Annotated in this window: 28 protein-coding genes; 11 read left to right on the forward strand and 17 right to left on the reverse strand. The window is 72.7% G+C overall.

Features of this window, described 5'->3' with window-relative positions; all coding sequences use genetic code 11:
• Positions 1-66 precede the first annotated feature (66 nt).
• Positions 67-564 carry a peptidylprolyl isomerase gene (locus ACZ4TV_RS08065; RefSeq protein WP_468131914.1) on the forward strand — a complete coding sequence of 166 codons (498 nt, stop codon included), beginning with the start codon at positions 67-69 and terminating at the stop codon, positions 562-564.
• Positions 565-682: 118 nt separating this feature from the next.
• Here ACZ4TV_RS08065 and ACZ4TV_RS08070 read toward each other — a convergent pair whose 3' ends face one another.
• Entirely contained in the window at positions 683-1,255 is a 573-nt protein-coding gene (locus ACZ4TV_RS08070) for a hypothetical protein (protein ID WP_468131916.1), read from the reverse strand.
• Between the two features lie 157 nt (positions 1,256-1,412).
• Here ACZ4TV_RS08070 and ACZ4TV_RS08075 point away from each other — a divergent pair, with 157 nt between their 5' ends.
• A complete protein-coding gene (locus ACZ4TV_RS08075) occupies positions 1,413-1,913 on the forward strand; it encodes a hypothetical protein (protein WP_468131917.1) in 501 nt (166 codons plus the stop codon).
• A 23-nt stretch (positions 1,914-1,936) separates the two neighbouring features.
• On the opposite strand, the gene ACZ4TV_RS08080 is transcribed toward ACZ4TV_RS08075, so the two are convergent.
• The 3 genes from ACZ4TV_RS08080 to ACZ4TV_RS08090 are packed head-to-tail and all read right to left on the reverse strand — an operon-like array spanning position 1,937 to position 4,316.
• A complete protein-coding gene (locus tag ACZ4TV_RS08080; RefSeq protein WP_468131919.1) occupies positions 1,937-2,713 on the reverse strand; it encodes an enoyl-CoA hydratase/isomerase family protein in 777 nt (258 codons plus the stop codon).
• Positions 2,710-3,162 (reverse strand): Zn-ribbon domain-containing OB-fold protein, encoded by a 453-nt coding sequence (locus ACZ4TV_RS08085; protein ID WP_468131920.1) that lies wholly within the window; start codon positions 3,160-3,162, stop codon positions 2,710-2,712. The genes ACZ4TV_RS08080 and ACZ4TV_RS08085 overlap by 4 nt, the downstream gene beginning before the upstream one ends.
• Before the next feature lie 2 nt (positions 3,163-3,164).
• On the reverse strand, positions 3,165-4,316 hold the full coding sequence (locus ACZ4TV_RS08090) for a lipid-transfer protein (protein ID WP_468131921.1): 1,152 nt from the start codon (positions 4,314-4,316) through the stop codon (positions 3,165-3,167).
• A gap of 96 nt (positions 4,317-4,412) precedes the next feature.
• On the opposite strand from ACZ4TV_RS08090, the gene ACZ4TV_RS08095 reads away from it, so the two are divergent.
• Positions 4,413-6,143, forward strand: coding sequence for a fatty acid--CoA ligase family protein (locus tag ACZ4TV_RS08095; RefSeq protein WP_468131923.1), 1,731 nt, complete (start codon positions 4,413-4,415; stop codon positions 6,141-6,143).
• Position 6,144: 1 nt separating this feature from the next.
• Here the strand turns inward: ACZ4TV_RS08095 and ACZ4TV_RS08100 are convergent, their stop codons facing one another.
• From ACZ4TV_RS08100 to afsR, 4 genes are all read right to left on the reverse strand, one after another.
• Entirely contained in the window at positions 6,145-6,717 is a 573-nt protein-coding gene (locus ACZ4TV_RS08100) for a Uma2 family endonuclease (RefSeq protein WP_468131925.1), read from the reverse strand.
• Between the two features lie 27 nt (positions 6,718-6,744).
• A complete protein-coding gene (locus ACZ4TV_RS08105) occupies positions 6,745-7,524 on the reverse strand; it encodes a class I SAM-dependent methyltransferase (protein WP_468131927.1) in 780 nt (259 codons plus the stop codon).
• Positions 7,525-7,711: 187 nt separating this feature from the next.
• Positions 7,712-7,903 (reverse strand): hypothetical protein, encoded by a 192-nt coding sequence (locus ACZ4TV_RS08110; RefSeq protein ID WP_468131929.1) that lies wholly within the window; start codon positions 7,901-7,903, stop codon positions 7,712-7,714.
• 171 nt (positions 7,904-8,074) lie between these two features.
• The gene (afsR, locus tag ACZ4TV_RS08115) at positions 8,075-11,350 is read right to left on the reverse strand and encodes an SARP-family global regulator AfsR (RefSeq protein ID WP_468131931.1); all 3,276 of its coding nucleotides are present in this window, start codon (positions 11,348-11,350) and stop codon (positions 8,075-8,077) included.
• A gap of 131 nt (positions 11,351-11,481) precedes the next feature.
• On the opposite strand from afsR, the gene ACZ4TV_RS08120 reads away from it, so the two are divergent.
• The 3 genes from ACZ4TV_RS08120 to ACZ4TV_RS08130 all read left to right on the forward strand — a co-directional run bounded on the left by ACZ4TV_RS08120 (position 11,482) and on the right by ACZ4TV_RS08130 (position 13,486).
• A complete protein-coding gene (locus ACZ4TV_RS08120; RefSeq protein ID WP_468131933.1) occupies positions 11,482-12,708 on the forward strand; it encodes an amidohydrolase family protein in 1,227 nt (408 codons plus the stop codon).
• A 113-nt stretch (positions 12,709-12,821) separates the two neighbouring features.
• Positions 12,822-13,073 (forward strand): type II toxin-antitoxin system VapB family antitoxin, encoded by a 252-nt coding sequence (locus tag ACZ4TV_RS08125; protein WP_468131935.1) that lies wholly within the window; start codon positions 12,822-12,824, stop codon positions 13,071-13,073.
• The gene (locus ACZ4TV_RS08130; protein WP_468131937.1) at positions 13,070-13,486 is read left to right on the forward strand and encodes a PIN domain-containing protein; all 417 of its coding nucleotides are present in this window, start codon (positions 13,070-13,072) and stop codon (positions 13,484-13,486) included. Before ACZ4TV_RS08125 ends, ACZ4TV_RS08130 begins: the two co-directional genes overlap by 4 nt.
• An 18-nt stretch (positions 13,487-13,504) precedes the next feature.
• Here the strand turns inward: ACZ4TV_RS08130 and ACZ4TV_RS08135 are convergent, their stop codons facing one another.
• The gene (locus ACZ4TV_RS08135; protein ID WP_468131940.1) at positions 13,505-14,698 is read right to left on the reverse strand and encodes an MFS transporter; all 1,194 of its coding nucleotides are present in this window, start codon (positions 14,696-14,698) and stop codon (positions 13,505-13,507) included.
• Between the two features lie 166 nt (positions 14,699-14,864).
• On the opposite strand from ACZ4TV_RS08135, the gene ACZ4TV_RS08140 reads away from it, so the two are divergent.
• Both ACZ4TV_RS08140 and ACZ4TV_RS08145 read left to right on the forward strand, forming a co-directional pair.
• On the forward strand, positions 14,865-15,347 hold the full coding sequence (locus ACZ4TV_RS08140) for a GNAT family N-acetyltransferase (protein WP_468131942.1): 483 nt from the start codon (positions 14,865-14,867) through the stop codon (positions 15,345-15,347).
• Positions 15,348-15,445: 98 nt separating this feature from the next.
• Positions 15,446-16,333, forward strand: coding sequence for a trypsin-like serine peptidase (locus tag ACZ4TV_RS08145; protein WP_468131944.1), 888 nt, complete (start codon positions 15,446-15,448; stop codon positions 16,331-16,333).
• Between the two features lie 34 nt (positions 16,334-16,367).
• Here ACZ4TV_RS08145 and ACZ4TV_RS08150 read toward each other — a convergent pair whose 3' ends face one another.
• The 6 genes from ACZ4TV_RS08150 to ACZ4TV_RS08175 form a co-directional block, all read right to left on the reverse strand.
• On the reverse strand, positions 16,368-17,012 hold the full coding sequence (locus tag ACZ4TV_RS08150) for a 2'-5' RNA ligase family protein (RefSeq protein WP_468131946.1): 645 nt from the start codon (positions 17,010-17,012) through the stop codon (positions 16,368-16,370).
• A 76-nt stretch (positions 17,013-17,088) separates the two neighbouring features.
• Positions 17,089-17,532 carry an NUDIX hydrolase gene (locus tag ACZ4TV_RS08155; RefSeq protein ID WP_468131948.1) on the reverse strand — a complete coding sequence of 148 codons (444 nt, stop codon included), beginning with the start codon at positions 17,530-17,532 and terminating at the stop codon, positions 17,089-17,091.
• 61 nt (positions 17,533-17,593) lie between these two features.
• Entirely contained in the window at positions 17,594-18,820 is a 1,227-nt protein-coding gene (locus tag ACZ4TV_RS08160) for an ABC transporter permease (protein ID WP_468131950.1), read from the reverse strand.
• On the reverse strand, positions 18,817-19,536 hold the full coding sequence (locus ACZ4TV_RS08165; RefSeq protein WP_468131952.1) for an ABC transporter ATP-binding protein: 720 nt from the start codon (positions 19,534-19,536) through the stop codon (positions 18,817-18,819). The genes ACZ4TV_RS08160 and ACZ4TV_RS08165 overlap by 4 nt, the downstream gene beginning before the upstream one ends.
• The gene (locus tag ACZ4TV_RS08170) at positions 19,533-20,642 is read right to left on the reverse strand and encodes a peptidoglycan-binding protein (RefSeq protein WP_468131954.1); all 1,110 of its coding nucleotides are present in this window, start codon (positions 20,640-20,642) and stop codon (positions 19,533-19,535) included. Before ACZ4TV_RS08170 ends, ACZ4TV_RS08165 begins: the two co-directional genes overlap by 4 nt.
• Positions 20,639-21,166 (reverse strand): hypothetical protein, encoded by a 528-nt coding sequence (locus ACZ4TV_RS08175; protein WP_468131956.1) that lies wholly within the window; start codon positions 21,164-21,166, stop codon positions 20,639-20,641. Before ACZ4TV_RS08175 ends, ACZ4TV_RS08170 begins: the two co-directional genes overlap by 4 nt.
• 90 nt (positions 21,167-21,256) lie before the next feature.
• Here ACZ4TV_RS08175 and ACZ4TV_RS08180 point away from each other — a divergent pair, with 90 nt between their 5' ends.
• The 3 genes from ACZ4TV_RS08180 to ACZ4TV_RS08190 are packed head-to-tail and all read left to right on the forward strand — an operon-like array spanning position 21,257 to position 24,048.
• Entirely contained in the window at positions 21,257-21,919 is a 663-nt protein-coding gene (locus tag ACZ4TV_RS08180) for a response regulator transcription factor (protein WP_468132266.1), read from the forward strand.
• Positions 21,916-23,172, forward strand: a complete 1,257-nt coding sequence (locus ACZ4TV_RS08185) for an ATP-binding protein (protein WP_468131958.1) — start codon at positions 21,916-21,918, stop codon at positions 23,170-23,172. The genes ACZ4TV_RS08180 and ACZ4TV_RS08185 overlap by 4 nt, the downstream gene beginning before the upstream one ends.
• A gap of 57 nt (positions 23,173-23,229) precedes the next feature.
• Entirely contained in the window at positions 23,230-24,048 is an 819-nt protein-coding gene (locus ACZ4TV_RS08190; protein ID WP_468131960.1) for a L,D-transpeptidase family protein, read from the forward strand.
• A gap of 185 nt (positions 24,049-24,233) precedes the next feature.
• Here the strand turns inward: ACZ4TV_RS08190 and ACZ4TV_RS08195 are convergent, their stop codons facing one another.
• Positions 24,234-24,686, reverse strand: a complete 453-nt coding sequence (locus ACZ4TV_RS08195; protein WP_468131962.1) for a type II toxin-antitoxin system VapC family toxin — start codon at positions 24,684-24,686, stop codon at positions 24,234-24,236.
• Positions 24,671-24,898, reverse strand: coding sequence for a hypothetical protein (locus ACZ4TV_RS08200; protein WP_468131964.1), 228 nt, complete (start codon positions 24,896-24,898; stop codon positions 24,671-24,673). Before ACZ4TV_RS08200 ends, ACZ4TV_RS08195 begins: the two co-directional genes overlap by 16 nt.
• Positions 24,899-24,921 lie beyond the last annotated feature (23 nt).

Below are 24,921 nucleotides of genomic sequence, written 5' to 3' on the forward strand. Positions count from 1 at the left end.
GGCTCCCGGGCGGTGCTCCGGCCCCGCCTGGCGGCACACCGCACCCGGAGTGACAGGATGGACCCCATGAGCAACGTCTACTTCGACATCAACATCAACGGCGCGCCCGCCGGCCGTATCGTCTTCAACCTCTTCGACGAGGTCGTCCCGAAGACCGCGCGCAACTTCCGCGAGCTGTGCACCGGCCAGAACGGCTACGGCTACGCGGGCTCCGGCTTCCACCGCATCATCCCGCAGTTCATGCTGCAGGGCGGTGACTTCACCAACCACAACGGCACCGGTGGCAAGAGCATCTACGGCGAGAAGTTCGAGGACGAGAACTTCCAGCTGAAGCACGACCGCAAGTACCTGCTGTCGATGGCGAACGCCGGCCGCAACACCAACGGCTCGCAGTTCTTCATCACCACCGTCCTGACCCCGTGGCTCGACGGCAAGCACGTCGTCTTCGGCGAGGTCGTCTCGGGCCAGGAGCTCGTCGACCAGATCGAGGCCCTGGGCTCGCAGTCCGGCGCCCCCAAGGGCAAGGTCGAGATCGCGGCCTCGGGCGTCGTCGACGCCGCCTGATCACCACCCGCCAGCACGGCCGGTCGGCCCCGCCCCCTCTTCGGGGGCCGGGGCCGCCGCCGTTTCTGCTCTCTGACGAGCTAGTGCTGTGGCCCGGTGAACCTTTCCGGTCACAGCACTAGGTGTGGTCCTTCGGCGGTGGGGGCGGCGGCCCCTGCTCGTCCCGCGGGTAGGCCTGGGTGTCCGAGGTGCCCCGGCGCGGCTCCGAGGTGTTCGGGCGCGGCTCCGGGGCGGGCGTGGTGGTGGTCGGCGGGAGCGAGCGCACATGGCGGGTGGGACGGCCGCGCATCACGGCCGCGCCGAGGATGATCAGTGCGCCCGCGCCGAAGGCGTTGGCGACGCCGTCACCGAGACCCTGGCCGTCGGCGCCCACGGAGAGGCCCCCGGCGGCCTGGCCCTGGCGGATCATCCACAGGACGGTGAAGCCGAGGACGATGACCCCGGCCGCTGCCATGAGCAGCCGCGAGCGGAGCACGACCGCGACCAGCGTGAGCAGGGCCGCGAAGAGGAAGGGGAGCAGGAGCGAGCCGAACAGCGCTGCCTTGTGATCGGTGATCCCCGTGCCGGTGAAGAGGTCCTGGATGCGGTAGTCGCGTCCGTGACGGCCGCCGTACCAGGCACGGAAGGTGCTCCAGACGGCGGCGGCCGCTCCGATGACGCCCATCAGCGAGCCGAGTACGTTGCGGATCATGCCCGGCCCTTCGGGGGTAGGGGGACTTGATCTCGACGCTAACCCCGGGCCCCCGGCCCCGCATGCGGGCCGCAGCCGTACGGGTTCAGCCGGCCCGGGAGCTCCCGTACGGCGGCTGGTAGCGTGACCCGCCGTTGTCCAGGGGAGGGTTCGGGCCATGGTGGCTGGACGTCGTATCAGGTTGACCGCGGTGCTGGTGGCCGTCGTGTTCGCGCTGACCGGGTTCTCGTCGAGCGGCGGGAGCAGCGGCGGCAGCAAGAGCAGCGGCAGCAGCAGCGGTAAGAGCAAGAGCAAGAGCAGCAGCGGTGGTGGATGCTCCAGCTCCAAGAGCAAGAAGAAGAGCCACAGCGGGAGCGGGAGCAGCAGTGCGACGCCCTCGCCCAGCAGGACGTCCCCGCCCGTGCGCGCCACGGTCGTCACCTGTGCCGGCGGCGGGAAGGCGGAGACCACCCTCCGGGTCACCTCGGACGCCGACGCCGAGCGCACCGTGCGGATTCCGGTGACCTTCGAGGGCGCGAAGGGCGGCGCCCTCGACTCCGGCTCCATCAGGCTCACGCTCAAGGCGCGCGAGACCCGGACCGTGGTCGTCCCGATGACGCTGCCCGCCAAGGCCGCCGAGGTGAAGAACTGCCTGGTCGGCACGATCAACCGGGCGTAGCCCTCACGTCGCTCGCCCTCGGCTCACCGTACCCGCGGCTCCGGCGCCCGCCGCCGCTGCGTGAACAGCTCCGCCTGCCGCTGCGGCGCCAGGTTCCCCAGCTTGATCAACGCCGGGGCCTGCGCCAGGGCCTGCTGGAGCGCGACCTGCTTCGCCGACCACAGGGCCCGTACGGTGCCCTGCACGGCCTCCGTCGGGAAGCCGGCCAGGGTCTGCGCCGCCCGCAGGGCCGCCGGGAGCAGCTCCGCGGGCGCGGTCAGCTCCGAGACGAGTCCGATCTCGTGGGCCCGCCTCGCGGAGAGCCGTTCGGCCGTGCCCATCAGGGACATCCGGGCGGCCTCGCCGAAGGGCATGCGCTGCGCCATGTAGACGGCCTCGTAGGCGCTGACCATCCCGTACGTGGTGTGCGGGTCGAAGAAGCTCGCCGTCTCGGAGGCGATCAGGAACTCCGCCTCGCCCAGCAGGTAGAAGGCCCCGCCGCAGGCCATGCCGTTGACGGCGGCGACGACCGGCTTCCACAGGTCGCCCGCCTTGGGGCCGATGGCGACCAGCGGATCGTCGGTCGAGTACGGCGACCCGGGCTGCGGCACCTCGACGCCGCGGTCGATGCCGGTGCAGAAGGCGGCCGTACCGGCGCCCGTCAGCACCACCGCCCGCACGTCCTCCTCGTACCGGAACTCCCGCCATGTCGCGCTCAGTTCGGCGGCCGTCTCCAGGTCGATGGCGTTGTGCCGGTGCTCCCGGTCCAGGGTGACGACCGCGACCCCGGTCGCCTTGTCCCGCTCCACCCGCAGGGTCACGGCTTCTCCAGGAGCCAGCGCGGCACGGCCATCCCGCCCGTCTCGGTGAAGACCACCTGGACCCGGGCGCCGATGCGCAGCCGGGCCGGGTCCACCGAGTCGAGCGGGGCGTCGGCGGAGGTCACCAGGTTCCCGGCCAGCCGGATGTGCGGGGCGTCGGCGAGCTCCACGAGGATCACGTTGTACGGGGCCTGCGCGGCGTAGGCGGGCAGCAGCGGCGGATGCGGCCGGACGTACGACCAGATGCGGCCGCGGCCGCTCATCAGGCGCCATTCGCTGTCGAAGGACCGGCAGTGCGGGCAGCAGGGCCGGGGCGGGAAGCGCAGCCGGCCGCAGGCGGCGCAGGCCTGGACGCGCAGTTCGCCGCGGGCGGCGTACTCCCAGAAGGGGGCGCCGTCCTCGTCGGGGACCGGCAGGAGCAGTTCTTCGGCGCCGGCGGTCTCGGTCATCATCAGCTCCTCAGCAGGATCGCGGACGTCGGGACACCCTCGCCCGCCGTCACCAGGCAGGTCGCGGCGTTCGGCACCTGGGCGGTGGAGGTGCCGCGCAGCTGCTTGACGCCCTCGTTGATCAGGTTGAAGCCGTGCACGTACGCCTCGGACAGGCCGCCGCCCCCGGTGTTGATCGGGAGCCGGCCGCCCATCTCCAGGGCCCCGCCCTCGGTGAAGGCGGCGCCCTCGCCGCGCCCGCAGAAGCCGTAGCCCTCCAGCGAGAGCGGGATCAGCGGGGTGAAGGCGTCGTAGATCTGGGCCACGTCCACGTCCTGCGGCCCGAAGTCGGCCTGTTTCCACAGGTGGCGCGCGGCGGTCCAGGCGGGTCCCGACAGCGGGTCGTCGTTCCAGTAGTTGACCATGCCGTGGTGCTGGGCGGGCAGGCCCTGGGCGACGGAGTGCACGTAGACGGGCCGCCGGCGGCAGTCCCGGGCCCGCTCGGCGGAGACGATCACACAGGCCAGCGCCCCGTCGGTCTCCAGGCAGTTGTCGAAGAGGCAGAGCGGGTCGCTGATCATGCGGGAGGTCATGTACATCTCGCGGGTCAGCGGACGCTCGTACATCATCGCGGCCGGATTGGCGTTGGCCCGGTTGCGGCAGGCCATCGCCACGTTGAAGAGGTGGTCGCGGGTGGCGCCGTACTCGTGCATGTAGCGGCGGGCCAGCATGCCGATCTCGTCGGCGGGGCGCAGCAGGCCGAAGGGGCGGGTCCACTGGCCGGGGGTGGGCAGCTGGACGGCGGTGTTCTTCCAGGGGCGCGGGCCCGAGCCGCGCTTGCGGGAGCGCCAGGCCACGCCGACGGTGGCCTGGCCGGTGGCGACGGCGGCGGCGAGGTGGCCGACGGTGGCGCAGGAACCGCCCCCGCCGTAGCCGATCTTGGAGAAGAAGGTGACGTCGCCGGCGCCGATGGCCTTGGCCACCTCGACCTCGTCGGTCTCCTCCATGGTGTACGAGGAGAAGGCGTCGACCTCGGACGGTTCGATGCCGGCGTCGTCGAGGGCGGCGAGTATCGCCCGGCAGGCCAGTTCCTTCTCGGACTGGGGCAGTCGTCTGGCAAAGGCGGTCTGGCCGATGCCGACTATCGCCGTAGCGTCCTTGAGCGTTGCCGCCATCGCCACCTCCGGGGTGCGCCAGTACTGACAGCCGCGAAGGGTACAGCTAATCTGACGGATAGTCAGCTACTGGGTATCCGCGGGAGGGTGACACGCATGGGCGAGGACGGGCGCGACCACGGGCGGGACCATGCGCGCGAGGACGGACGCGACCACGGGCGCGAGGACGGACGCGAGGACGGACGCGGAGACCTGCGCTGGGGGACCATCGCGGGGCTCGTCCGGTCGGCAGCCGCACAGTACGCCGACCACGAGGCCGTCGTCGACGGCCGCGTCCGGATCAGTTACGCGCAGCTCGGTGAACGCGTGGAGCGCGCCGCCGCCGCCTGCATGGCCTCCGGGGTCGAGCCCGGCGACCGGGTCGCCGTCTGGGCCCCCAACACCCTGGACTGGATCGTCTGCGCGCTCGGGGCCGTCTCGGCGGGCGCGGTGCTGGTCCCGCTCAACACCCGTTTCAAGGGCGCGGAAGCGGCGTACGTCCTCCAGCGCAGCCGGGCCCGGCTGCTCTTCGTCACCGGCACCTTCCTCGGCACCTCCTACGTCGCCTCCCTGCGCCGCGCCGCGGGGCGAGTGAGCCGAAGGAGCCCGGCAACAGGCGCCCCGGAGGCGAACCGAGCCCCCCAAAGGGAAGTGCCCCTGCCAGGGCTGCCGCACCTGGAGCGGGTCGTCGTCCTCGCCGAGGACGCCCCCGAGTCCTTCAGCACGTGGAAGGACTTCCTGGCGGGCGGGGACGCGGTACCGGCCGAGGCCGTGCGCGAACGCGCCGCCTCCATCCCCTCCGACGCCCCCTCCGACATCATCTTCACCTCCGGCACCACCGGCAGCCCCAAGGGCGCCGTCATCACCCACGCCCAGTCCCTACGCTGCTACGACGTGTGGTGCGAGCTCGCCGGACTGCGCGAGGGCGACCGCTACCTGATCGTGAACCCCTTCTTCCACACCTTCGGCTACAAGGCCGGGATCATCGCCTGCCTGATGCGCGGGGCCACGATGGTCCCGCAGCCCGTGTTCAACGTGGACACCGTCCTCGCCAACGTCGCCGCCGAGCGGATCTCCGTACTCCCCGGGCCGCCCACCCTCCACCAGTCGCTCCTCGACCACCCCCAGCGCGACCACCACGACCTCTCCGCCCTGCGCCTGGTCGTCACCGGCGCGGCCGTGGTCCCGCTGCGGCTCGTCGAGCGGCTGCGCGGCGAACTGCGCATCGCCACCGTCCTGACCGCCTACGGACTCTCCGAGGCCAGCGGCATCGTCACCATGTGCCGGCAGGGCGACCCCGCGGAGATCATCGCCGCGACCTCGGGACGCGCCATCCCGCACACGGAGGTGATGATCGTGGACCCGGACGGGAACCCGCAGCCGGCCGGGCGGGCGGGCGAGATCGTGGTGCGCGGCTACCACGTGATGCGGGGGTACTTCGAGGACCCCGACGAGACCGCGAGAGCGATCACCCCGGACGGCTGGCTGCGCACCGGCGACGTGGGGTTCACGGACGAGCGCGGAAACCTGCGCATCACCGACCGGATCAAGGACATGTTCATCGTCGGCGGGTTCAACGCCTACCCCGCCGAGATAGAGCAACTCCTCGGCCTGCACCCGGACATCGCGGACGTCGCGGTCGTCGGCGTCCCGGACCCGCGCCTGGGCGAGGTCGGCAAGGCGTACGCGGTCCGCCGCCCCGGCTCCACGCTCACCGCCGACGACCTGATCGCCTGGTCCCGGCGGGAGATGGCCAACTACAAGGTCCCGCGCGCGGTCGAGTTCGTCACCGAGCTGCCCCGCAACGCGAGCGGCAAGGTCCTCAAACGCGAACTGCGGGCGCGCTGACTCAGGGAACGAGGCTGCCCAGGTCGATGGCTGCGGGGAAGGGGACCGACACCTTCAGCCACTCGCGGTGGATCCCGGTGGCGACGTACGACCGGGTGACCGTGTCCAGCTCGTAGACGTGGACGGCGGGCCCGCTCGGCTCGTCCTCGACCCGCCAGAAGTGGGCGATGCCCGCCTGGGCGTACTTGAACGGCTTGATGGAGCGGTCGCGGTCCGCCGACTCCTCGGACACCACTTCGATCACCAGGCAGACCTCGTCCGGGAGGTAGCGGGTGCGATCGGGGTCGTAGGCGACCGCCGCAGCCAGGATGTCCGGTTCGGGCCGGCTCCTCTTGTCGAGACGGACGGTCATCTCCCGTTCGACCTCAATGCCGTCGGGTGCGGCTTGCCGCAGGTTGAAGGTCAGGTTCTCCACGAGCCGGGCGTGCCAGGACCGCTGCGGGGACATCATGAAGATCAGCGCTCCGTCGATGAGTTCCGTGTGCCGGGGGGCCTCGGGCCAGTGGTCGAGGTCGTCCGCTTCCCAGCCACTCGGGCGGGGCGGGAGCATCCATTCGGGGAGTTCGGCTGCCATGGTGTCCTCCAGGGGTGCTGCGTCAGCCTACCCGGCCGAGCCGTTGCGCACGGACTCTCGGCGCGGTTGCCCGGCCTTGCGGGCCAGGATCAGCCGCCAGCGCGGGGTGCCGTCGGGCCGGCGGCCGAAGTGTTCCAGCGGCAGGGTCTCCACCGTGAACCCGGCCGCGCGGAGGTCACGGCGCACCCCGCCCAGGGGGAAGGTCCGGTAGTACATGACGAAGGGCGGCCGCCATACCGCGTTGCGCACCCGCATCACCGCGTCGAAGCCCGCCACCGCCCAGCACACCGGTGAGCTCGGCGGGATCGGGGCGCCGATCGGGAAGGCGAAGACCCCGCCCTCGCGCAGCGCGGAGCGGACCCCGGAGAAGAGCGCGGGCCGCTCCCGCGGGAGGAAGTGGCCGAAGGCCCCGAAGCTGACCGCCAGGTCGTAGGAGTCCCCCAGCGCGGGCGGCAGTGCCCGCGCGTCGGCCCGTACGAAGTCCACGGGCGGGGAGCCTTCGAGGGCCGGGTGCGCCCGCTCGGCCTCGGCGAGCATGCCGGCGCTGAGGTCCACCCCGGTCACGCGCTCCCGGCACAGCCGGCGCAGCATGCCGATCCCGGCTCCCGTGCCGCAGCAGACGTCCAGCCCGGCGCCGAAGGTGCCCAGCGCCTGGGCGAGGGTCTCCTCGACGGCATCGAGCATCCGGTCCGGGGTGCGGAAGGGCGTGTGGTCGAACTTCGGCGCGAGCAGGTCGTAGCCCCGCTCGATCGAGGAGAGGCCCTGCACGGCCAGTTCGCGGACGCTCGGTCCGTGGGAGGAGAACACACCCCCAGCGTATGCCGCGCCCGGCCGTCCGCCCGGATGCCCGGACGCACGCGTGCGGCGGTCGCGGTGGCTCCCCCTCCGGGCCACCGCGACCGCCGTTCCCCCGTTGAATCCCCCGTACGTTGATCCCCCGTGATCCCCCGTGATCCCCCGTACGTACTGCGTGGTGCGTACTGCGTGGTGCGTCTTACGGACGCGGAGTGGACGCGTGGTTGTCCAGCGTCTGGATCTCCTCGCCCGGTGCGGGCGGCGGGTCGAGCGGCTTGATCTCGATACCCGAAGCGTGGTTGTCCAGGGTCTCGATCTCGACGCCCGAGGCGTGGTTGTCGAGCGGCTTGATGGAACCGTCGTTCGGCAGGATGTTCTCGTTCGTCGTCATCGATTCTCCTGATGGATGGGTGGGCCCGTTCGGCGATTCCCCCGATGACCGCCGAACGGGTAGTCCTCCAACCGGCCCGGGTGCCCCCCGTCGCTCCGGGTCGATGTACCTATCGTGCCCGGAGGCGATAAACGAACGATGAACGCCTCGTTCATCGGGCGTCGTCGCAGGTCAGGCGGCGATCTCCGAGGCCAGCAGCGCCTGCACCTCGGCCAGTTCGGCCGACCCCAGCTGCCGGAACACGGCCTCCGCGTCCCGCCAGCACGCCCGCGCCCGGTCCGTCTGCCCCAGCCGTCGCAGCGCCTTGCCCAGCACCGTCAGCACCGTCGCCCGGCGCCACTCCCCGCCGATCCCGCGCAGCGCGATGGCCTGCTCGGCGTGCGAGGCCGCCAGGGTGGGCCGGCGCGCGGCCAGGTGGGCCTCGGCGAGCCGGAAGTGGGTCACGCCCTCCCACAGCGGCTGGCGGTTCTCGTGGAAGAGGGACAGGGCCTCGGTGAGCTGCGACAGGGCCTCGCCGAGCCGGCCCGCCTGGGTGAGGGCGATGCCCAGCGCGTAGCGGCCGTTGGCCAGGCGCAGGGTCAGGCCCATCCGGTCGTAGATGGCGATGCCCTGCTGGGCGAGGTCTATGGCGCTGGTGAGGCGGCCCAGTTCCACGTGGATGCGCGAGAGGTTGCACAGGGCGCTGGCCTCGCCGACGTTGTTGCCGTCGGCGCGGAAGCTCTCGATGGCCTCCAGCAGGTAGCGCTCGCCGTCCGCGTGCCGGCCCTGGTAGAGGGCGATGATCCCGCGGTCGTTGGGCGCCCAGCAGCTGGGCAGCGGGTCGCCGGCCTCGCGGGCGAGCGCGGTGGCCTGGCGGGCCTCGTCGTCGGCTTCGGCGAAGCGGCCCGCGACCAGGTGGACATTGGTGAGCGTGGTGCGGGCGCGGCCCTCCGCGTACGGGTCCTTGGCGGCCTGCGCGGCGTCGCGCAGGGCGACGGCGGCCGACTCGTACTGCTTGGAGTTGGCCCCGGACTCGGCCAGGTCCTTCGCCGCCCACAGCAGGTCCACGGCCCGGCGCAGGACCAGCGATTCGCCGCCCCGTACGGAGGCCTGCCGTACGCACGCCAGCAGCGGGTCGGCCTCGGCGTACAGCCAGTCCAGGGCGGCCCGCGGCTCGGCGAAGACCAGCCCGGGGTAGTGGGTGTCGGACAGGTGCGCGGGCAGCCGGTCGCCCGGGCGCTCCAGGGCGTAGACCCCGGAGGCGGTGGCCAGGTAGAAGTCCAGCAGCCGGTCCAGGGCCGCCTCGCGCCGGCTCGGCGGCTGCTCGTCGCGCTCGGCGCACGCACGCGCGTAGAGGCGTACGAGGTCGTGGAAGCGGTAGCGGCCGGGGGCGGCGGATTCGAGCAGGGAGCAGTCGACTAAGGCTTCGAGGAGGTCCTCGGTGTCGTACTCGGGCAGGTCGAGCACGGCGGCCGCCGCGGACAGCGAGATGTCGGGGCCGTCGGCGAGGCCGAGGAGGCGGAAGGCGCGCTGCTGGGCGGGCTCCAGCTGGCCGTAGCCCAGCTCGAAGGTGGCTTTGACGGCGAGGTCCCCCGCCTGGAGCTCGTCGAGGCGGCGGCGTTCGTCGGCCAGCTTGGCGGCCAGCACCGAGACGGTCCAGGTGCGGCGGGCGGCGAGCCGGGAGGCGGCGATGCGGATGGCGAGCGGCAGGAATCCGCAGGCGCCGACGACGTCGAGGGCGGCCTGGCGTTCGGCGCGCACGCGTTCCTCGCCGACGATCCGGGTGAACAGCTGGAGGGCCTCCTCGGGGCTCATCACGTCGAGGTCGACGAGATGGGCCCCGGCGAGACCCGCCATGCGGACCCGGCTGGTGACGAGGGCGGCGCAGCCGGCGGTGCCCGGCAGCAGCGGGCGGACCTGGGCGGCGTCGCGGGCGTTGTCGAGCAGGACCAGGACGCGGCGGCCGTCGAGGGCGGAGCGGTAGAGCGCCGCCCGGTCGGCGGGGGAGTCGGGGATGGCCGTGTCGGGAGTGCCGAGCGCGCGCAGGAAGGAGCCGAGGACGGCCTCCGGTTCGGCGGGGCGGGCCTCGGTGCCCTGGAGGTCGACGTAGAGCTGGCCGTCGGGGAAGTGCGGGCGGGCGGCGTGGGCGACGTGCACGGCGAGGGTGGTCTTGCCGACGCCGCCGATCCCGGCGAGCGCGGAGACGGCCATGACCTGGTCCGCCGCGCCGCCGGACAGGATCGTGCCGAGCTCGTCGACGAAGCCGGAGCGGCCCGTGAAGTCGGGGACGGTCGCGGGCAATTGGGCCGGCCTCACATGAACGCTCGCGGTGGCCGGGGCCGGGTCCTCCGCGCGCGCCAGGTCGGCGTCGGCGTTCAGGATGCGCTGCTGGAGCGCGGCGAGTTCGGGGCGCGGGTCGACGCCGAGCTCGTCCGCGAGGAGGCGGCGGGTGTCGGCGTAGACGGCGAGGGCCTCGGCCTGCCGGCCGCTGCGGTACAGGGCGAGCATGAGCAGCTCGCGCAGGCGTTCGCGCAGCGGGTGGGCGGCGGTGAGGGCGGTGAGCTCGGAGACGGCCTCGGCGTGGTGGCCGACCTCCAGGTCGAGGTCGAGGCGGGTCTCCAGCAGCTGGAGGCGCCATTCGGCGAGCCGGGTGCGCTCGGTCGAGGCCGCCGGGCCGGGGACTCCGGCGAGCGGCTCGCCCTCCCAGAGGTCGAGGGCCCGGGTCAGGAGCGTACGGGCGAGGGAGCGGTCACCGGCGGCACGGGCCGTTTCGGCGTCGGCGGCGAGGCTGCGGGCGACGCCGAGGTCGAGGGTGGCGGCGGAGCGCAGCCGGATGGCGTAGCCGCCGGACTCGGTGACGAGCAGCCCGGGGGCGACGACCTTGCGCAGGCGGGAGGCGTACGTCCGGATGGTGGCGAGTGCCTGCTGCGGCGGGTCCTCGCCCCAGATGGCGTCGATGAGTTCGGGCGCGGTGGCGGTGCGGCCGTCGCGCAGCAGGAGTACGGCGAGCAGGGCGCGCTGCTGCGGGGTGCCGGACGGCAGGACCTCGGCGCCGCGCCAGGCGCGGACGGGCCCGAGGACGGCGAAACGGGACTCGGCGTGGCCTGCGGCGCCCGGGCCGGTCTCGGGGCCGGTTCCGCCGGGGGTGCGCGCGGTGTGGCCGGCTGCGCCGGGGGTGCGCGCGGTGGGGCCGACTGCGCCGGGGGTGCGCGCGGTGGGGCCGGCCGCGCCGGCGCCGGGCGCGCACCGGGGCGTCTCCTCGGGCGCCGAACGTGGCGAGGGGGCGGAGCCTGCGGGGCGGTTGCGTTCGACGCCCTGCGGGGAGCACCCCGGCACACACCCGACCCCGTCGGACGGCGGGATCCCGGGCGCGCCCGAACCGGCAGGGGGATCAGTGGGTACGGCCTCGGGTGCGGCGGCAGCCGCAAGGGGCTTCCGCGGGTGCGGGATGGCCGGTACGCCGTCCATCTGTCGTCCCCCTGCCTTCCGTCGGTGTAAGGGTCAGTCTGCCCTGTCTTGCGCGTACACGTCAGCCCGTCCATGACCGATCACCGGCCAACTAGCTGACGGTTCGTCAGATCGACGCTACCGTGTGAGCCATGGAGACCTTCCCGAAGATCATCTCGGTGGACGACCACACGGTGGAGCCCCCCCATGTCTGGCGGGACCGGCTCCCGTCCAAGTACCAGGACCTCGGGCCCCGCGTCGTCCGCGCCCCCTTGAAGGAAATGACCTTCCTCGGCGGCAAGTTCGCCCCCGTCATGGGAGCCGCGGGTGACGACGGCCCGATCGGCGACTGGTGGGTGTACGAGGACCTGCACCGGCCGCTCACCCGCCTGGACACGGCCGTCGGGTACGACCGCGACGAGATCAAGCTGGAAGTCATCACCTACGAGCAGATGCGTCCGGGGTCCTTCTCGGTTCCCGACCGGCTCGCGGACATGGACGTCAACCACGTCCAGTCGGCCCTCTGCTTCCCGACCTTCCCCCGCTTCTGCGGCCAGACCTTCACCGAGGCCAAGGACCGTGAGCTGGGGCTCCTCGGCGTACGGGCCTACAACGACTGGATGGTGGAGGAGTGGTGCGGCCCGGACGCCCGCGGCCGGCTGATCCCCCTCACCCTGATCCCCCTCTGGGACGCCCGCCTGGCCGCCGCCGAGGTCCGCCGCAACGCGGCGCGCGGCGTGCGCGCGGTCGCCTTCTCGGAGATACCCCCGCACCTGGGCCTCCCCTCCATCCACACGGACGCGTGGGACCCCTTCCTGGAGGCGTGCAACGAGACCGGCACGGTCATCGCCATGCACATCGGCTCCTCGTCCCGCATGCCGTCCACCTCGGCGGACGCCCCGCCGGCGGTCGGTTCCACCATCACCTTCGCCAACTGCTGCTTCTCGATGGTCGACTGGCTGATGAGCGGCAAGTTCGAGCGCTTCCCCCACCTGAAGATCATGTACGCGGAGGGTCAGATCGGCTGGATCCCGTACATCCTGGAGCGCGCGAACGTGGTCTGGGAGGAGAACCGCGGCTGGGGCGGAGTCGCGGACAAGGTGCTGCGCCCGCCGTCGGAGCTCTTCGCGGAACACGTCTTCGGCTGCTTCTTCGACGACGCCTTCGGCCTGAAGAACCTCGACTCGATCGGCGTCGCCAACGTCCTCTACGAAACGGACTACCCCCACTCGGACTCGACCTGGCCGAAGTCCCGCGAGGTCGGCGAGGCGCAGATGGGCCACCTGGCGCCGGACGTGGTGGACCGCATCGTGCGCGGCAACGCGATCGACCTGCTGGGGCTCACGGCGGAGGGGCTGTGGGCGGGGCCGGGGGCGTGAACGCGTAGCACCGCTCGGCGGCCCCTGTCTGCGGAAACGATATCCCTCGGCGTCGATCTTGATATCGTTTAAGTGGACAGGGGCAGCCGGCCCCTCCACCCCGGAGGTGCGTCATGGCCAGAACCGTGATCGACGTGGACGATGCCCTGCTGGCCGAAGCCGCAGAAATCTTCGGAACGAAGACGAAGGTGGCGACGGTGAACGCGGCCCTGGCGGACGCGGTCAACCGGCGCAAGCGGGAGGCGTTCTTCGCCCGCCTGGCCGAGGGGCGGCTGCCCGACCTCACCGGCCCGGTCGAGCAGTCGTCGGCATCCGCCGCTCCGCCCGCTCCGCCCGCTCCGGATGTGCAGGACAAGGCGGCATGAGCACACGATTCCTCATCGACAAGTCCGCACTCGCCCGCTACCCCAAGCCTGCCGTGCGCCGGGTGCTCGACCCTCTGCACAGCGCGGGCCTGCTGGCGCTGTGCGGTGCGATCCAACTCGAGGTGCTGCATAGCGCCCGGGGCCTGGACGAGGCCCAGGAGATCCGCGAGGAGCTGCGCGGCTTCGACTGGCTCGCCACCTACGACGAGGCGTGGGACCGTGCCATCGAGGTGCAGGCCCTACTCGTCAAGGCGGGGACCTGGAAGGCGGTGTCCGTCCCCGACCTGATCATCGCGGCGACGGCCGAACTGCACGGCGCCACCGTCCTGCACTACGACGGCGACTACGACATGATTGCCAAGGTCACGGGCCAGCCGGTGCAGTGGGTCGTGCCGCGCGGCAAGGCGGACTGAGGGCATCAGGACAGGACATCAAGGCCTGGCACGGATCAGCAGCGTCGCCGTCGCCAGGCCCGCCACCGTGAGCGCCGGCAGCAGCACCCGTACGTCCACGAACGCCACCAGGCCGGCCCCCAGCGCCAGGGCGAGCGCGTTCGGTACGAAGATCAGGGTGTTGGCCGTGGCGGCGGCGCGGCCCAGGACGGCGCCCGGGACCTCGCGCTGCACCGCGGTCAGGGCGGCGATCAGCACGCACGGCAGCCCCGCCCCGATCACCGCGCTGCACACCAGGGCCACCGCGTCGTACGGCAGCGCCCGGCCGCCGGCCCCCAGCGCGAACAGGGCCACTCCGGCGGAGGTGAACACCTTCTCCGGCATCCGCCGCAGGAGCGGGCCCGCGACGAGCCCGCTCAGGACGGAACCGGCGCCCTGTACGGCGTACAGCACGCCCACGTAGGTGGGCGCGTGCCCGAGGACGTCATCGGCGACCGCGTAGATCACCGCACCGTTCAGCCCGGCCAGGAACATCACCGCGGCGCCGGCCAGCACCAAGGGCCGCAGCACGGGCGAGCTCCACAACTGCCGCGCACCCACCAGCACCTGCGCGAAGCCGCCGTCGCGCGACCCTCCCGACCGCCCCGGCGCGTCCTCGGGTACCCGCAGCAGGGCGAAGATCCCCGCCGCCATCGCGAACGTCAGCGCGTCGAGCAGCGCCACCGACGCCCCGCCGAACCGGGTGAACAGCCCCGCGCCCACCAGCGGCGCCAGCAGCTTCATGCCCTCGTTGGCCGTCAGCCGCAGCCCGTTGAAGTCCCCGAGGAGCCGGTGGTCGACGGCCCGCGGCACCAGGGCCGCCTCCGCCGCCTCGTGGACGGTGCCGCAGACCCCGTACACCAGCAGGACGGCGAACAGCAGCCACACCCGGTCCACCGAGTCGAGCAGGAGCAGTACGGGCAGCAGCGCGGCCATGACCAGCCCGACCGCGACCAGCACCGGCCGCCGGGGCAGCCGGTCGGCGAGCGCCCCCAGCACCGGCCCGGCCAGCACCGGCGCCCACATCGCGAACACCGTCAGCGCCGCGAGAGCGTCCGAGCCGGTCAGGGACTTCACCCAGATCCCGGCGACCAGCCACATCGCGGTCGTGCCGAATCCCGAGACCACCACCCCGGACAGGAAGAGCCCCGCGTTGCGGTCCCGCAGGACCCGTCCCGTTCCCCAACTGGTCATCGGGCCAGACTGCGTTCTGAGGAGGGGCCGGCGCATCGGTCAATCGCCCTACGGGGGGTGCCGGGGTGCCCTCACTTCCCCCACGTGGGGGAGAGGAGTTCGTGCTGCCGCGCGATCCGCAGCGGGTGCCCCGTCGGAGAGTCTTGATCCGGCTTAGCATCGAGGTGTGCCTCGACTTCAGTTGCTGCGCTTCGACCACGCCCCGGCACTGCTCGAGTTCGAGCAGGAGAACCGGGCCTACTTCGCCGCATCGGTTCCCGACCGGGGCGACGACTACTTCGCCTACTTCGACGAGCGGCACCAGGCGCTGATGGCCGAGCAGGCCGCAGGGCTGTGCTTCTTCCACGTGCTGGTGGACAGCAGTGGCGAGGTGGTGGGGCGGGTCAACCTCGTCGACGTGGAGGACGGTTCCGCCGAGCTCGGATACCGGATCGCCAAGAAGGCCACGGGGCAGGGCCTGGCCACGGCGGCCGTTCGGGAGGCCTGCCGCCTGGCGGTCACGGAGTACGGCCTGACCACGCTGCGGGCGGTCACGACGCTCGACAACGCCGGCTCGCGAACCGTCCTCGCCCGCACGGGATTCGTGCCCACCGGCGAACTCCAGGTGGACGGTCGCCCAGGCCTCAGCTTCGTACGCACCCTGCCGTAGGCAGCCACCCCCCGCCCTCGCCCCCGCCCTCGCCCCCGCCCTTGCACCCGCCCCCGTCCCCGAGGCATGCTTCGCCAGGGCAAAGCGGAAGGATCATCATGCCGGTGGACAAGCGGACCGTCGTGACGGCGGTGCTGTGTGCTGCGGCGGCTCTGGGGGCGTCCGCCGTGGTGGCCAAGCTCGCGCCGCCGCCCGAAGGGGTTCCGCCCGTGCGGGCGAAGGCCGCGCCGACCGGATTGCCCACGGCTCCATCGCGATCGCAAGCGGCGAAGCCTCAGCTCGACGCTCCGCCCGGGACCACGCTGCCGCCCGCCGTCACGCCCCCGCCCGGAGGGCCCGCGGCCTTCACCGGGGCCCTTTTCACGAACGGCCTGGACAGCGATCACTTCTGTACGGCCACCGTGGTGAGCAGCCCCGGCCGCAACCTGATCGTCACCGCCGGGCACTGTCTGCTGGACGGCCAACAGAGCGACGGTACCGCCGTCTTCGCACCTGCATATGCGAACGACTTTGCCCCGTACGGTACGTGGAAGATCGAAGAGGTCTTCGAGGACGAGCGCTGGGCCGAGGGTACGGACGACGACTACGACCTCGCCTTCGCGCGTCTCGCCCCCGACGACAAGGGGCGCACCATCGAGGACGTGACCGGGGCGGCCGTGCTCGACACCAGCGGCCGCGCCGGTGAGGAGGTCACCGTCACCGGTTACCCCGCCGACCGCAAGGTGCCCCGTACGTGCACGTCGGTCGCCGTCCGCGAGAGCGCGACCCAACAGCGTTTCGACTGCGCCGACTTCCCGGGCGGCACCAGCGGCAGCGCGTGGATCGCCCGCGACGGGAAGATCATCGGGATCCTCACGGGCGGGGACACCGACGAGGTGTCCACCAGCACGGTCCTCGGGGAGTACGCGGCCTCGCTGTACACGAAGGCCACGGCCGGGGCCACGGCCACGGCGTCAGCGTCAGCCAGGACACCGGCCCCTCACTGAGCTGCCTACGGTGCGGCGGCCGCAGCGGCGGAGGTCACTCCGTACCGTCGGGGTCGTCGTGCCAGCGCAGTTCGCCCGTGCCCAGAGTGATGGTGAGGCGGGGACGCATGGGCTCCTCGCCGTGGCGGGAGAGCAGCACGATCTCGTGGACCTCCGCCGACATGCCGCCCAGCCGGGCAGCGCATTCCGCGGCCAGCCGCCGCGGGTCGCGGGAGCGGCCGAGTGACAGGTGCGGCGTGAAGCGCGGGAATCGGCCGCCGCACAGGGGGAACGGCTCCGCCAGGGCGCTCTGGAGCGCCGTCCAGGGCGCCAGGCCCGCCGCGGCGGGGTCCAGCCACACGGTGGAGTACGCGCGGTGGCGGAAGCTGCGCACTCCGCTGAGGCGGACGGCGAAGGGCTCGCGCTCACCGGCCGCCGCGGCCAGCAGCGGGGCGGCCACCGGGAAGTCGGTCTCCGGGAGGAAGCCGAAGATCAGGTTCACATGGGGTGGCCAGCGGCGGATCTGGGGGTCGTGCTCGGCGCGGATGCGCTGGATGGGGGGCCACAGTTCGGCCGGAGGGAGCCACACGACGGCGGTCCGAGGTGTGGGTGCGACCTCAAGGACCCCGGGGCCCCCCGGGACCTCCGGGCCCTCCGCTCCGCCGTCCGCGCCCGGTGAGACGTTCGGTGAGACGTTCACACGCCCATGATGCTCCTGACCGTACGGCGGAGTCGCGGCCCGGGCTGAGGGCGGTCCCACACCTGCGGGACAGCCCTCAGGCCAGCAGCCCCAGGTGGACCGGGTCCGTCGGGGCGTTGGCCAGGAGGTCCGGCAGGCGGGGCGGCCACAGCGGTTCGCCGAGGGTGGCCAGGCGTTCCGCCGGGAGCCACTGCCAGTGGATGGCCGGGTCCTCCAGGACCGGTTCGCGGTGGGGCCCCCTGGCGAGGTAGACGTGCTCGTGCTGGCGGACCGGGATCCCCTGGTGCGTGAAGTCGTGCTCCCAGGTGCACAGCAGCCGCTCCGGCTCCAGGTCGGTCCACCCGGTCTCCTCGCGCAGCTCGCGCCGCACGCACTCCTCGGGACTCTCGCCGGGGTCGATCCCGCCGCCGGGCGGCAGCCAGTGGATGCCGACCTCCACGTTGTCCTCGCGGAAGAGGAACACCGATCCGGCCGGTGACAGGATGACAACCCGCGCTGCATGACGTTGAGTTCGCATCATCAACTCAGCGTACGCCGGTGATCGGACCCGGGGGATGGGCTTGCACCTGGTCTTTCTCCCCTTACGTCGCCGCCAGCGCCAGCGTCGGCGACAGGCGGGCCGCGCGCACCGCCGGGTAGAGGCCGGCCAGTGTGCCGATCGCCAGGGTGGACGCGAAGCCGCCGGTCACCGCCCAGAGGGGGACCACCCAGGGGAGGTCGCCGGCGCGGGCGTAGACCGCCGTGGCCGCGCCGCCGAGGACGATGCCCGCCAGGCCGCCGAGCCCGGACAGGAGCAGGGACTCCGTCACGAACTGGATCCGGATCTGGCCCTTCGTCCCGCCCAGGGAGCGGCGCAGACCGATCTCGTGCCGCCGTTCGAGCACCGAGATGATCATGGTGTTGGCGACGCCGACCCCGCCCACCAGCAGCGCGATCCCGCCCAGACCCAGCAGCAGGGTGCTGAAGGCGCCCTCCGTGGCCGCCTTCGCCTGGAGCGCCGCCGAGGGGTCGGTGACCAGGACCGCGCTCGGGGTCTGGGGGTTGGCCGTCTGGGCGATGAGCTTCCTGACCGCCGCCACCCGGTCGTCAGCCGACCGCTCGTACACCGCCGTCGGGTGGCCGCCGAATCCCAGCAACTGCTCGGCCGCGTCCCAGCCGATCAGCGCGGAGCGCTCGATCTCCGGGGCCAGCGGGATCGGTTCCAGGATGCCGATCACCGTGAAGTACCGGCCGCCGATGAAGACCTGCTGACCCGGTCCGGTGATGCCGAGCCGGCGCGCGGAGACGTCGCCGAGCACCACCGAGGGGTAGCGGCCGGTGGCCCCGTTGAGCCAGGTTCCGCTCGCCATCCGGGCGCGCAGGGTGCCCAGCAGATCGTCCTTGGCCGCCTTGAGCGCGACCCCGCCCGTCTCCTCCTTCGGGATGTTCTCCGACCGGCGTACGGACTCGGCCACGTCACCGGTGGTGCCGACCGACTCGACCCCCTCGATGCGGGAGATCATGCCGGGGGCGTCCTTGGGCAGCCTCGTGTCCTGGCCGGTGAACATCCCCTGGCCGGGCGTCGCCACCAGCATGTTGGTGCCGAGCTTGTCGAGTTCGCGCAGCAGCTTGGCCTGGCTGGAGGAGGAGATCCCCACCACCGCGATCATCGTCGCGATGCCGATGGCGATGCCGAGCGCGGACAGGAAGACCCGCATCGGGCGCGAGCGCAGGCCCGCCGATCCGACGTGCAGGACGTCCCGCGGGGACAGCCTCGGCGGAGTCAGCCGCCGGACGGGCCCACGGGCGCGCTTCCTCGTACGGCTCATCCCGCCACCCCCGCCACCCGCGCCATCCCCGCCGCGCTCCGTACGTCCGCCACGATCTCCCCGTCCCGGATCCGCACCTGCCGCGGCAGGCTCGCCGCGATCTCGTTGTCGTGGGTGATCACGGCGATGGTGGCCCCGTCCCGGTTCAACTCGCGCAGCAGCTCCATCACCGACTCCCCGGACGCCGTGTCGAGCGCGCCCGTCGGCTCGTCGGCCAGCAGCAGGTCCGGCGCGCCCGCAACCGCCCGGGCGATCGCCACGCGCTGTTTCTGCCCGCCGGACAGCTCGTGCGGCCGGTGCTCCATCCGGTCGCCGAGGCCGACGCGCTCCAGGGCCTGCGCGGCCCGGCGGCCCCGCTCGGCCCGCGAGAGTCCGGAGTACAGCAGCCCCTCGGCGACGTTCGCCCGGGCGCTGATGCCCGGCACCAGGTGGAAGGACTGGAAGACGAAGCCGACGTGCCGGGACCGCAGGGCCGACAGCGAACGGTCCGACAGGGCCGCGATGTCGTGACCGGCGATCCGTACGCGGCCCGCCGTCGGGCGGTCCAGGGTGCCGACGATGTGCAGCAGGGTGGACTTGCCGGAGCCCGACGGCCCGACGAGGGCGAGGAGTTCGCCGGCGGCGACGGTCAGGTCGACCCCGCGCAGGGCCGTGACCCCGCCCGGGTACTCCTTGGTGACCCCGGTCAGTTCCACGACCGTTTCCGGTTGCGTCATAGCTTCGGGATCCCCACCTGCATGCCCTCCTTGAGGGCGTCGCCGGTCACCTCGACCCGGCCGTTGCCGAACATGCCCAGCTCCACCCTGACCTCGCGCGTCCTGCCGTCCTCCACGACCTGGACGCCGAAGCCGCCGCCCGCGAGCGCGAGCAGTGCGTTGACCGGTACGGAGAGGACGCCCTTGCGGGTCTCGCCGGTCAGGCCGACGGTCACCGGGGACTGGTCGGGGGCGTTGATCTCGGCCGGCTTGTCGAAGGCGACGGCCACCTCGACCTTGGCCTTCTTGTCGCCGCCGCCGGGGCCGCCGGAGCCGCCGTTCTGGTCGTCGGGCCGGGCGGCCCCGCCCACCGAGTCGATCTTTCCGGTGGCCGTGGCGCCTCCTGGCAGCCGTACGGTCACGGGGTCCCCGGCCTTCGCCGTGCCCGCCTTCGCCGCGTCCAGCTGGAAGCGGACGATCCGCTCGGTGCCCGTCACCGTCAGCACCGGCTTGCCGGGGCCGGGCTCGTCACCGACCGCCGCGTCGTTCCTCCGCACCCGCTGCGGTCCCGACGCGAAGGCGATGTCCTCCTTGCCGACCTCGCCCGTCTGCGCGGCCTTGTGCGCCTTCTGCCACCGCTTGACCGCCGTCGCCGTACCCGCCGTGAAGGTGCCGTCCTCCGGGTCGAGTCCGGTCCCGTACCCCAGCGCCCCCAGGTTCCGCTTGAGCTGCTTGACGTCCTCGCCCTTGTCCCCGGTCTTCAGCGGCCGGTACATGGGCGTCGACCCGTACATGAGCCGCACCACCCGGCCGTTGACCTCGTAGAGCTTCCCGTCCCGTTCGACCGCCGAGCCCTCGCCCGCGACCCACGTCAGCACGCCCGGCCCGACCGCGCCCAGCTTGCGCTCCTGCGCGTAGCCGAGGGTGCCCTCCACCTGGAGGCCCGAGCTGAGGTCGCCGCGCTGCACCGGCGCCGTGGCCGGCGGCAGGCCGGCCGCCCGCTCCTGCCCGCCGCCGTCGCCGTCGCGCTGGGGCTGGGCCATGACGGCGTATCCGCCGCCCGAGACGGCCAGTACGGCGGCCAGCGAGCCCAGCAGCCACTTGGCCCGCTTCGCCCGCTTCCTCATCCGGCCGCCTCGCACTTCTTCTGGGCCTCCTCGAAGGCCTTCTCCTGCCCCTTGGGGATCTCGACGGCGCTCTTCATGCCCCCGTTGTACTCAGGGTCCTTGAGGGCGACCCCGTTCTCGCGCATGCACCGGATCCACTTGAGCTCCTTGTCCTTCTCCTCCTGCGTGGGCTCCTTGCCGGAGCCAGGGCCGCCCATCCCGCACGCCTTCATGGCCTCCTGCATCTTCTGCGGGTCGGCGTCCCCGCCCAGGGTCATCGCGCGCGGGTCCTGGCCGGGCGCCGGGTCGGGCACGTCTATGCCGTGCTCGCGCAGGCACTGGCGCATCTTCACGGCGTTGTCGGCCTCCGCGCCGGCGCCGGATCCGCCCCCACTGCCGCTACCGCTACCGCTACTGCTCCCGCTCCCGCCCCCGGAGGCGTCCTGCTTCCCGCCCGTCCCCGAGGAGTCGTTCGTGCAGGCGGTGGCGAACAGGGTCAGTCCGGTGACGACCGCGGCCGTGGTCATGATCAGGGATCGCTTCATGGGCCCGAGCATGGGGTGAAGGGGCATTTCGCTTCCCTCTCGCACCCTGCTTACAACGGCGAAATGCCGATCTCCGGTAAAGAGGACACCATGCGCGTACTGGTGGTGGAGGACGAGGAATTCCTCCGGGAGATGATCGCGGAGGGGCTGCGCCGCGACGCGCTCGCCGTCGACGAGGCGAGCGACGGCCTGGAGGCCCTGCGGCGGCTGCGGCTCGGCGAGTACGACGTCCTGGTCCTGGACCGCGACCTGCCCGGCCTGCACGGCGACGAGGTCTGCCGGCAGGTCGTGCGCGAGCGGCTGCTGACCCGCGTCCTGATGCTGACCGCCTCCGGCACCGTACGGGACCGCGTCGAGGGGCTCGGCCTCGGCGCGGACGACTACCTCACCAAGCCCTTCGCCTACGACGAGCTCCTCGCACGCGTCCTGGCGCTCGGCCGGCGCGCCCGCCCCGCCCTGCCGCCCGTACTGGAGCGCGCGGGCATCGCCGTCGACACCGCCCGGCGCAGCGCCACCCGCGACGGGCACCGGCTCGCGCTGTCCCGCAAGGAGTTCGCCGTGCTGGAGGCGCTGCTGCGCGCCGAGGGCGCCGTGGTCAGCAACGACGACCTGATCGAGCAGGTGTGGGAGCAGGACACCAGCTACTCCACCAACGCCGTCCGCGTCACCCTCAGCAAGCTCCGCGCCAAGCTGGGCGAGCCACCGCTGATCGAGACGGTGCCCGGCGCGGGCTACCGGATCGCCGCCCGGTGAGCACGGTGGCCCGGCGGACCGGCCTGACCGTCTTCCCGCGCACCGAGCGCGGCCGCCTCACCGCGCTCTACGGCTCGCTGCTGCTCCTCGCCGGCGGCGGCCTGGTGGCGCTGGTCTACGTACTCGTCGGCCAGGGCCTCCACGCGAGCGTCAGCGGGGTCGTCCGTACGGTCAGCCCGGCCTACGAGTTCCCCGTACCCGGCGAGACGACCGACGCGAGCCGGAGCCCCATGCCCGCCCAGACCATGGCCCCGGGGGAAGCACCCACCGCACCCACCGCACCGACCGCACCCACCGCCGAGCAGCTCAAGGGCTTCGCCTACACCCGGAACCTCTCGGACGCCGTCACCGAGGCCACCCAGCACCGGCTGTTGATGTACTCGCTCCTCGCGCTGGCCGTCTTCGCCGTGCTGTCGATCTGGCTCGCCTGGTGGATGGCCGGCCGGGTGCTGCGCCCCGTCGGCGTGATCACCGAGACCGCGCGCCGCCTGTCCGGGGAGAACCTGGACGAGCGGATCTCCCTCGACGCCCCGCCCGGCGAACTCAAGCAGCTGGCCGACACCTTCGACGCGATGCTGGGGCGGATGGAGCATCTGGTCTCCGCCCAGCGGCGGTTCGCGGCGAACGCCGCACACGAACTGCGCACGCCGCTGGCCGTGCAGCGGGCGGCGGCCGAGATCGGGCTGGCCGGGAACCCGTCGCCGGAGAAGGTCGCCCGGATCCGCGACAAGCTCATCGGGGTCGCGGACTCCAGCGAGCACCTCATCGAGTCGCTGCTGTTGCTCGCCGTCTCGGAACAGGGGCTGGAGTCCACCGAGCCGGTGGACCTGGCGGCGCTCGCGGCGGCCGAGCTGGCGGCCTGCCCGCAGCAGGGGCTGACCGTCGTACGGACCCTCGCGCCGCTGACGGTGACGGGGGACCGGGCGCTGCTCGGCCACCTCCTGCGGAACCTGTTGATCAATGCCGTACGTCACAACCGCGCCGGGGGCCGGATCGCCGTGGCCACCTCCTCCGACGGGGAACTGACGGTGTCGAACACCGGCCCGGTGATCGGTCAGGCGGACGTGCCGGGGCTCCTGGAGCCGTTCCGCAGGCGCGCCGAGCGGCAGCACACCGCAGGTGAGGGCGCCGGGTTGGGGCTTTCGATCGTGGCGTCGATCGCGCGGGCGCACGGGGCGGAGCTGGCGGCCGAGGCCAATCCCGCCCCGGAGGGCGGCCTTACGGTACGGGTCCGTTTCCCCGTGCAGGGGTAGGGGGCGCGCGGCGCAGGCGTACCGCCCCTGAAGACCGGCTGCTGTACGGTCGGTTTGATGAGCAAGCACGCCCGAGCCCGCTCCCGCACGCGCCGTACGACCCGCCGTGTGGTCTACGCCGCCACCCTCGGCCTGATGACCCTCACGGTCGGCTGGGTCTACGCCGCCCAGGACCTGGACGGGGCCGCGGGCGCGTCGCAGGCCCGCGCCGACTCCCGCCCGCCGACCGCGGACCGTGCCGCACGTGACGCCCACCGTCCCGCCCACCCTCCCGCCCAACGGGAGGCCCCGCAGGGCCTGACCGGCATCAGCGAGCAGACCCGGGCCAGGATCCCGGCCGAGTCCCGTCAGCTCATCCTGGTCACGGGCAAGGCCAAGGACTCCTCGGAGTCCACCGCCACGCTCTACACCCGCCCCGCGGCCGGCGCAGACTGGGTGCGGGCCGAGAGCTGGCCGGCGCGCAACGGGGCCAAGGGCTGGTCCACGGAGCGCACGTACGGCGACCTGACCTCCCCGCAGGGCGTCTTCACGCTCACCGACGCGGGCGGCCTGCTGCCCAAGCCGCCCGGCACCCGGCTCCCGTACGACAAGGACCGCGCCTTCGTCGCGACGGGCCGCGGGGTGAACGGGGAGTCCCTGGCGGGCTCCTTCGACTACGTCGTCGCCATCGACTTCAACCGCAGGCCGGGCAGGTCCCCGCTGGACCCGGTGAAGCCGGAGGGGGAGCGCAAGGGCGGCAACATCTGGCTCCACGTGGACCACGACGGCCCCTCGCAGGGCTGCGTCGGCATCCCGAAGGAGGCCATGAAGAAGGTCCTGGAGACCCTCGACCCGGCGGCGAAGCCGGTCATCGCGATGGGCCCGGAAGGCTTCTGACCGGCCTCGCCGTCACTCACTCCAGGGCGCCTCGGTCTCACCACGCAAGATGGCTCGCTTCGCCTCGACTGCTGTGGGTTCGGCCGGTCCGTTCACGGCCTCGGAGTCCTGGATCAGTTCGCGGAGACGCTCACGCTCGAGCTGTCTCTGATGCGGCCGGTCCTGCCGAACGGTCGTGGTCGCCTTCACACGCGTACCCACTGCACGGGCGACGGCCGCCCGACGGATGCCGCTGCGCAGAGCTTCGGTACGTGGGAGCCGTCCGAGGACGCCACCTTCGCCGGCCCGGTCGAGAGGGCTGCGGTGGCCACGACGAGTGCGTCCACCACGCACTCGTGCCCGTCGAGCCCGGCGGTCTCCAGCAGTTCGGCGGCCTTGTCGGCCACCTCCTCAGTTACGGGGACGACCGTGAGCCGGGATCTGACCCAGGCAAGGCGCTGGCCCGCCTGGCCGTGGCGGCGAACCTCCACGAGAGTGGCCGTGCTGATGGCCGGAGCGTAGCCGTCGCGGCGTGCGACTTCGATCAGCACGGTCGTGCGGGCGTCCTTCTCGGCAAGCAGAGACAATGCCTGGGCGTCAAGGACGAGCGCGGCGCTGACGCGCAGGTGCTCCGCCCTCGGTACTACTCGCCGTGCCATGCGCGACTGACCTCTTCCAGAAGATCCTCGGGCAGCGGCCCGTTTGTCCGCTCGTAGTCTTCGACGATCTCCTGCGCCTTGAGCAGGGCGAGCCAGTGCTCGGCGGCGGCGTCGATGAAGCTGGAGAACCCACCCGCACCCGCGCGCTCCTCGATCTGCTCGGCGATGGAGCGCCGTATGGTCACCGATTTCTTCACTGTGATCTCGGACATGCGGGCCTCCGTAGGTGCAAGCG

The organism is Streptomyces sp. NPDC028910 (genome assembly GCF_055564955.1).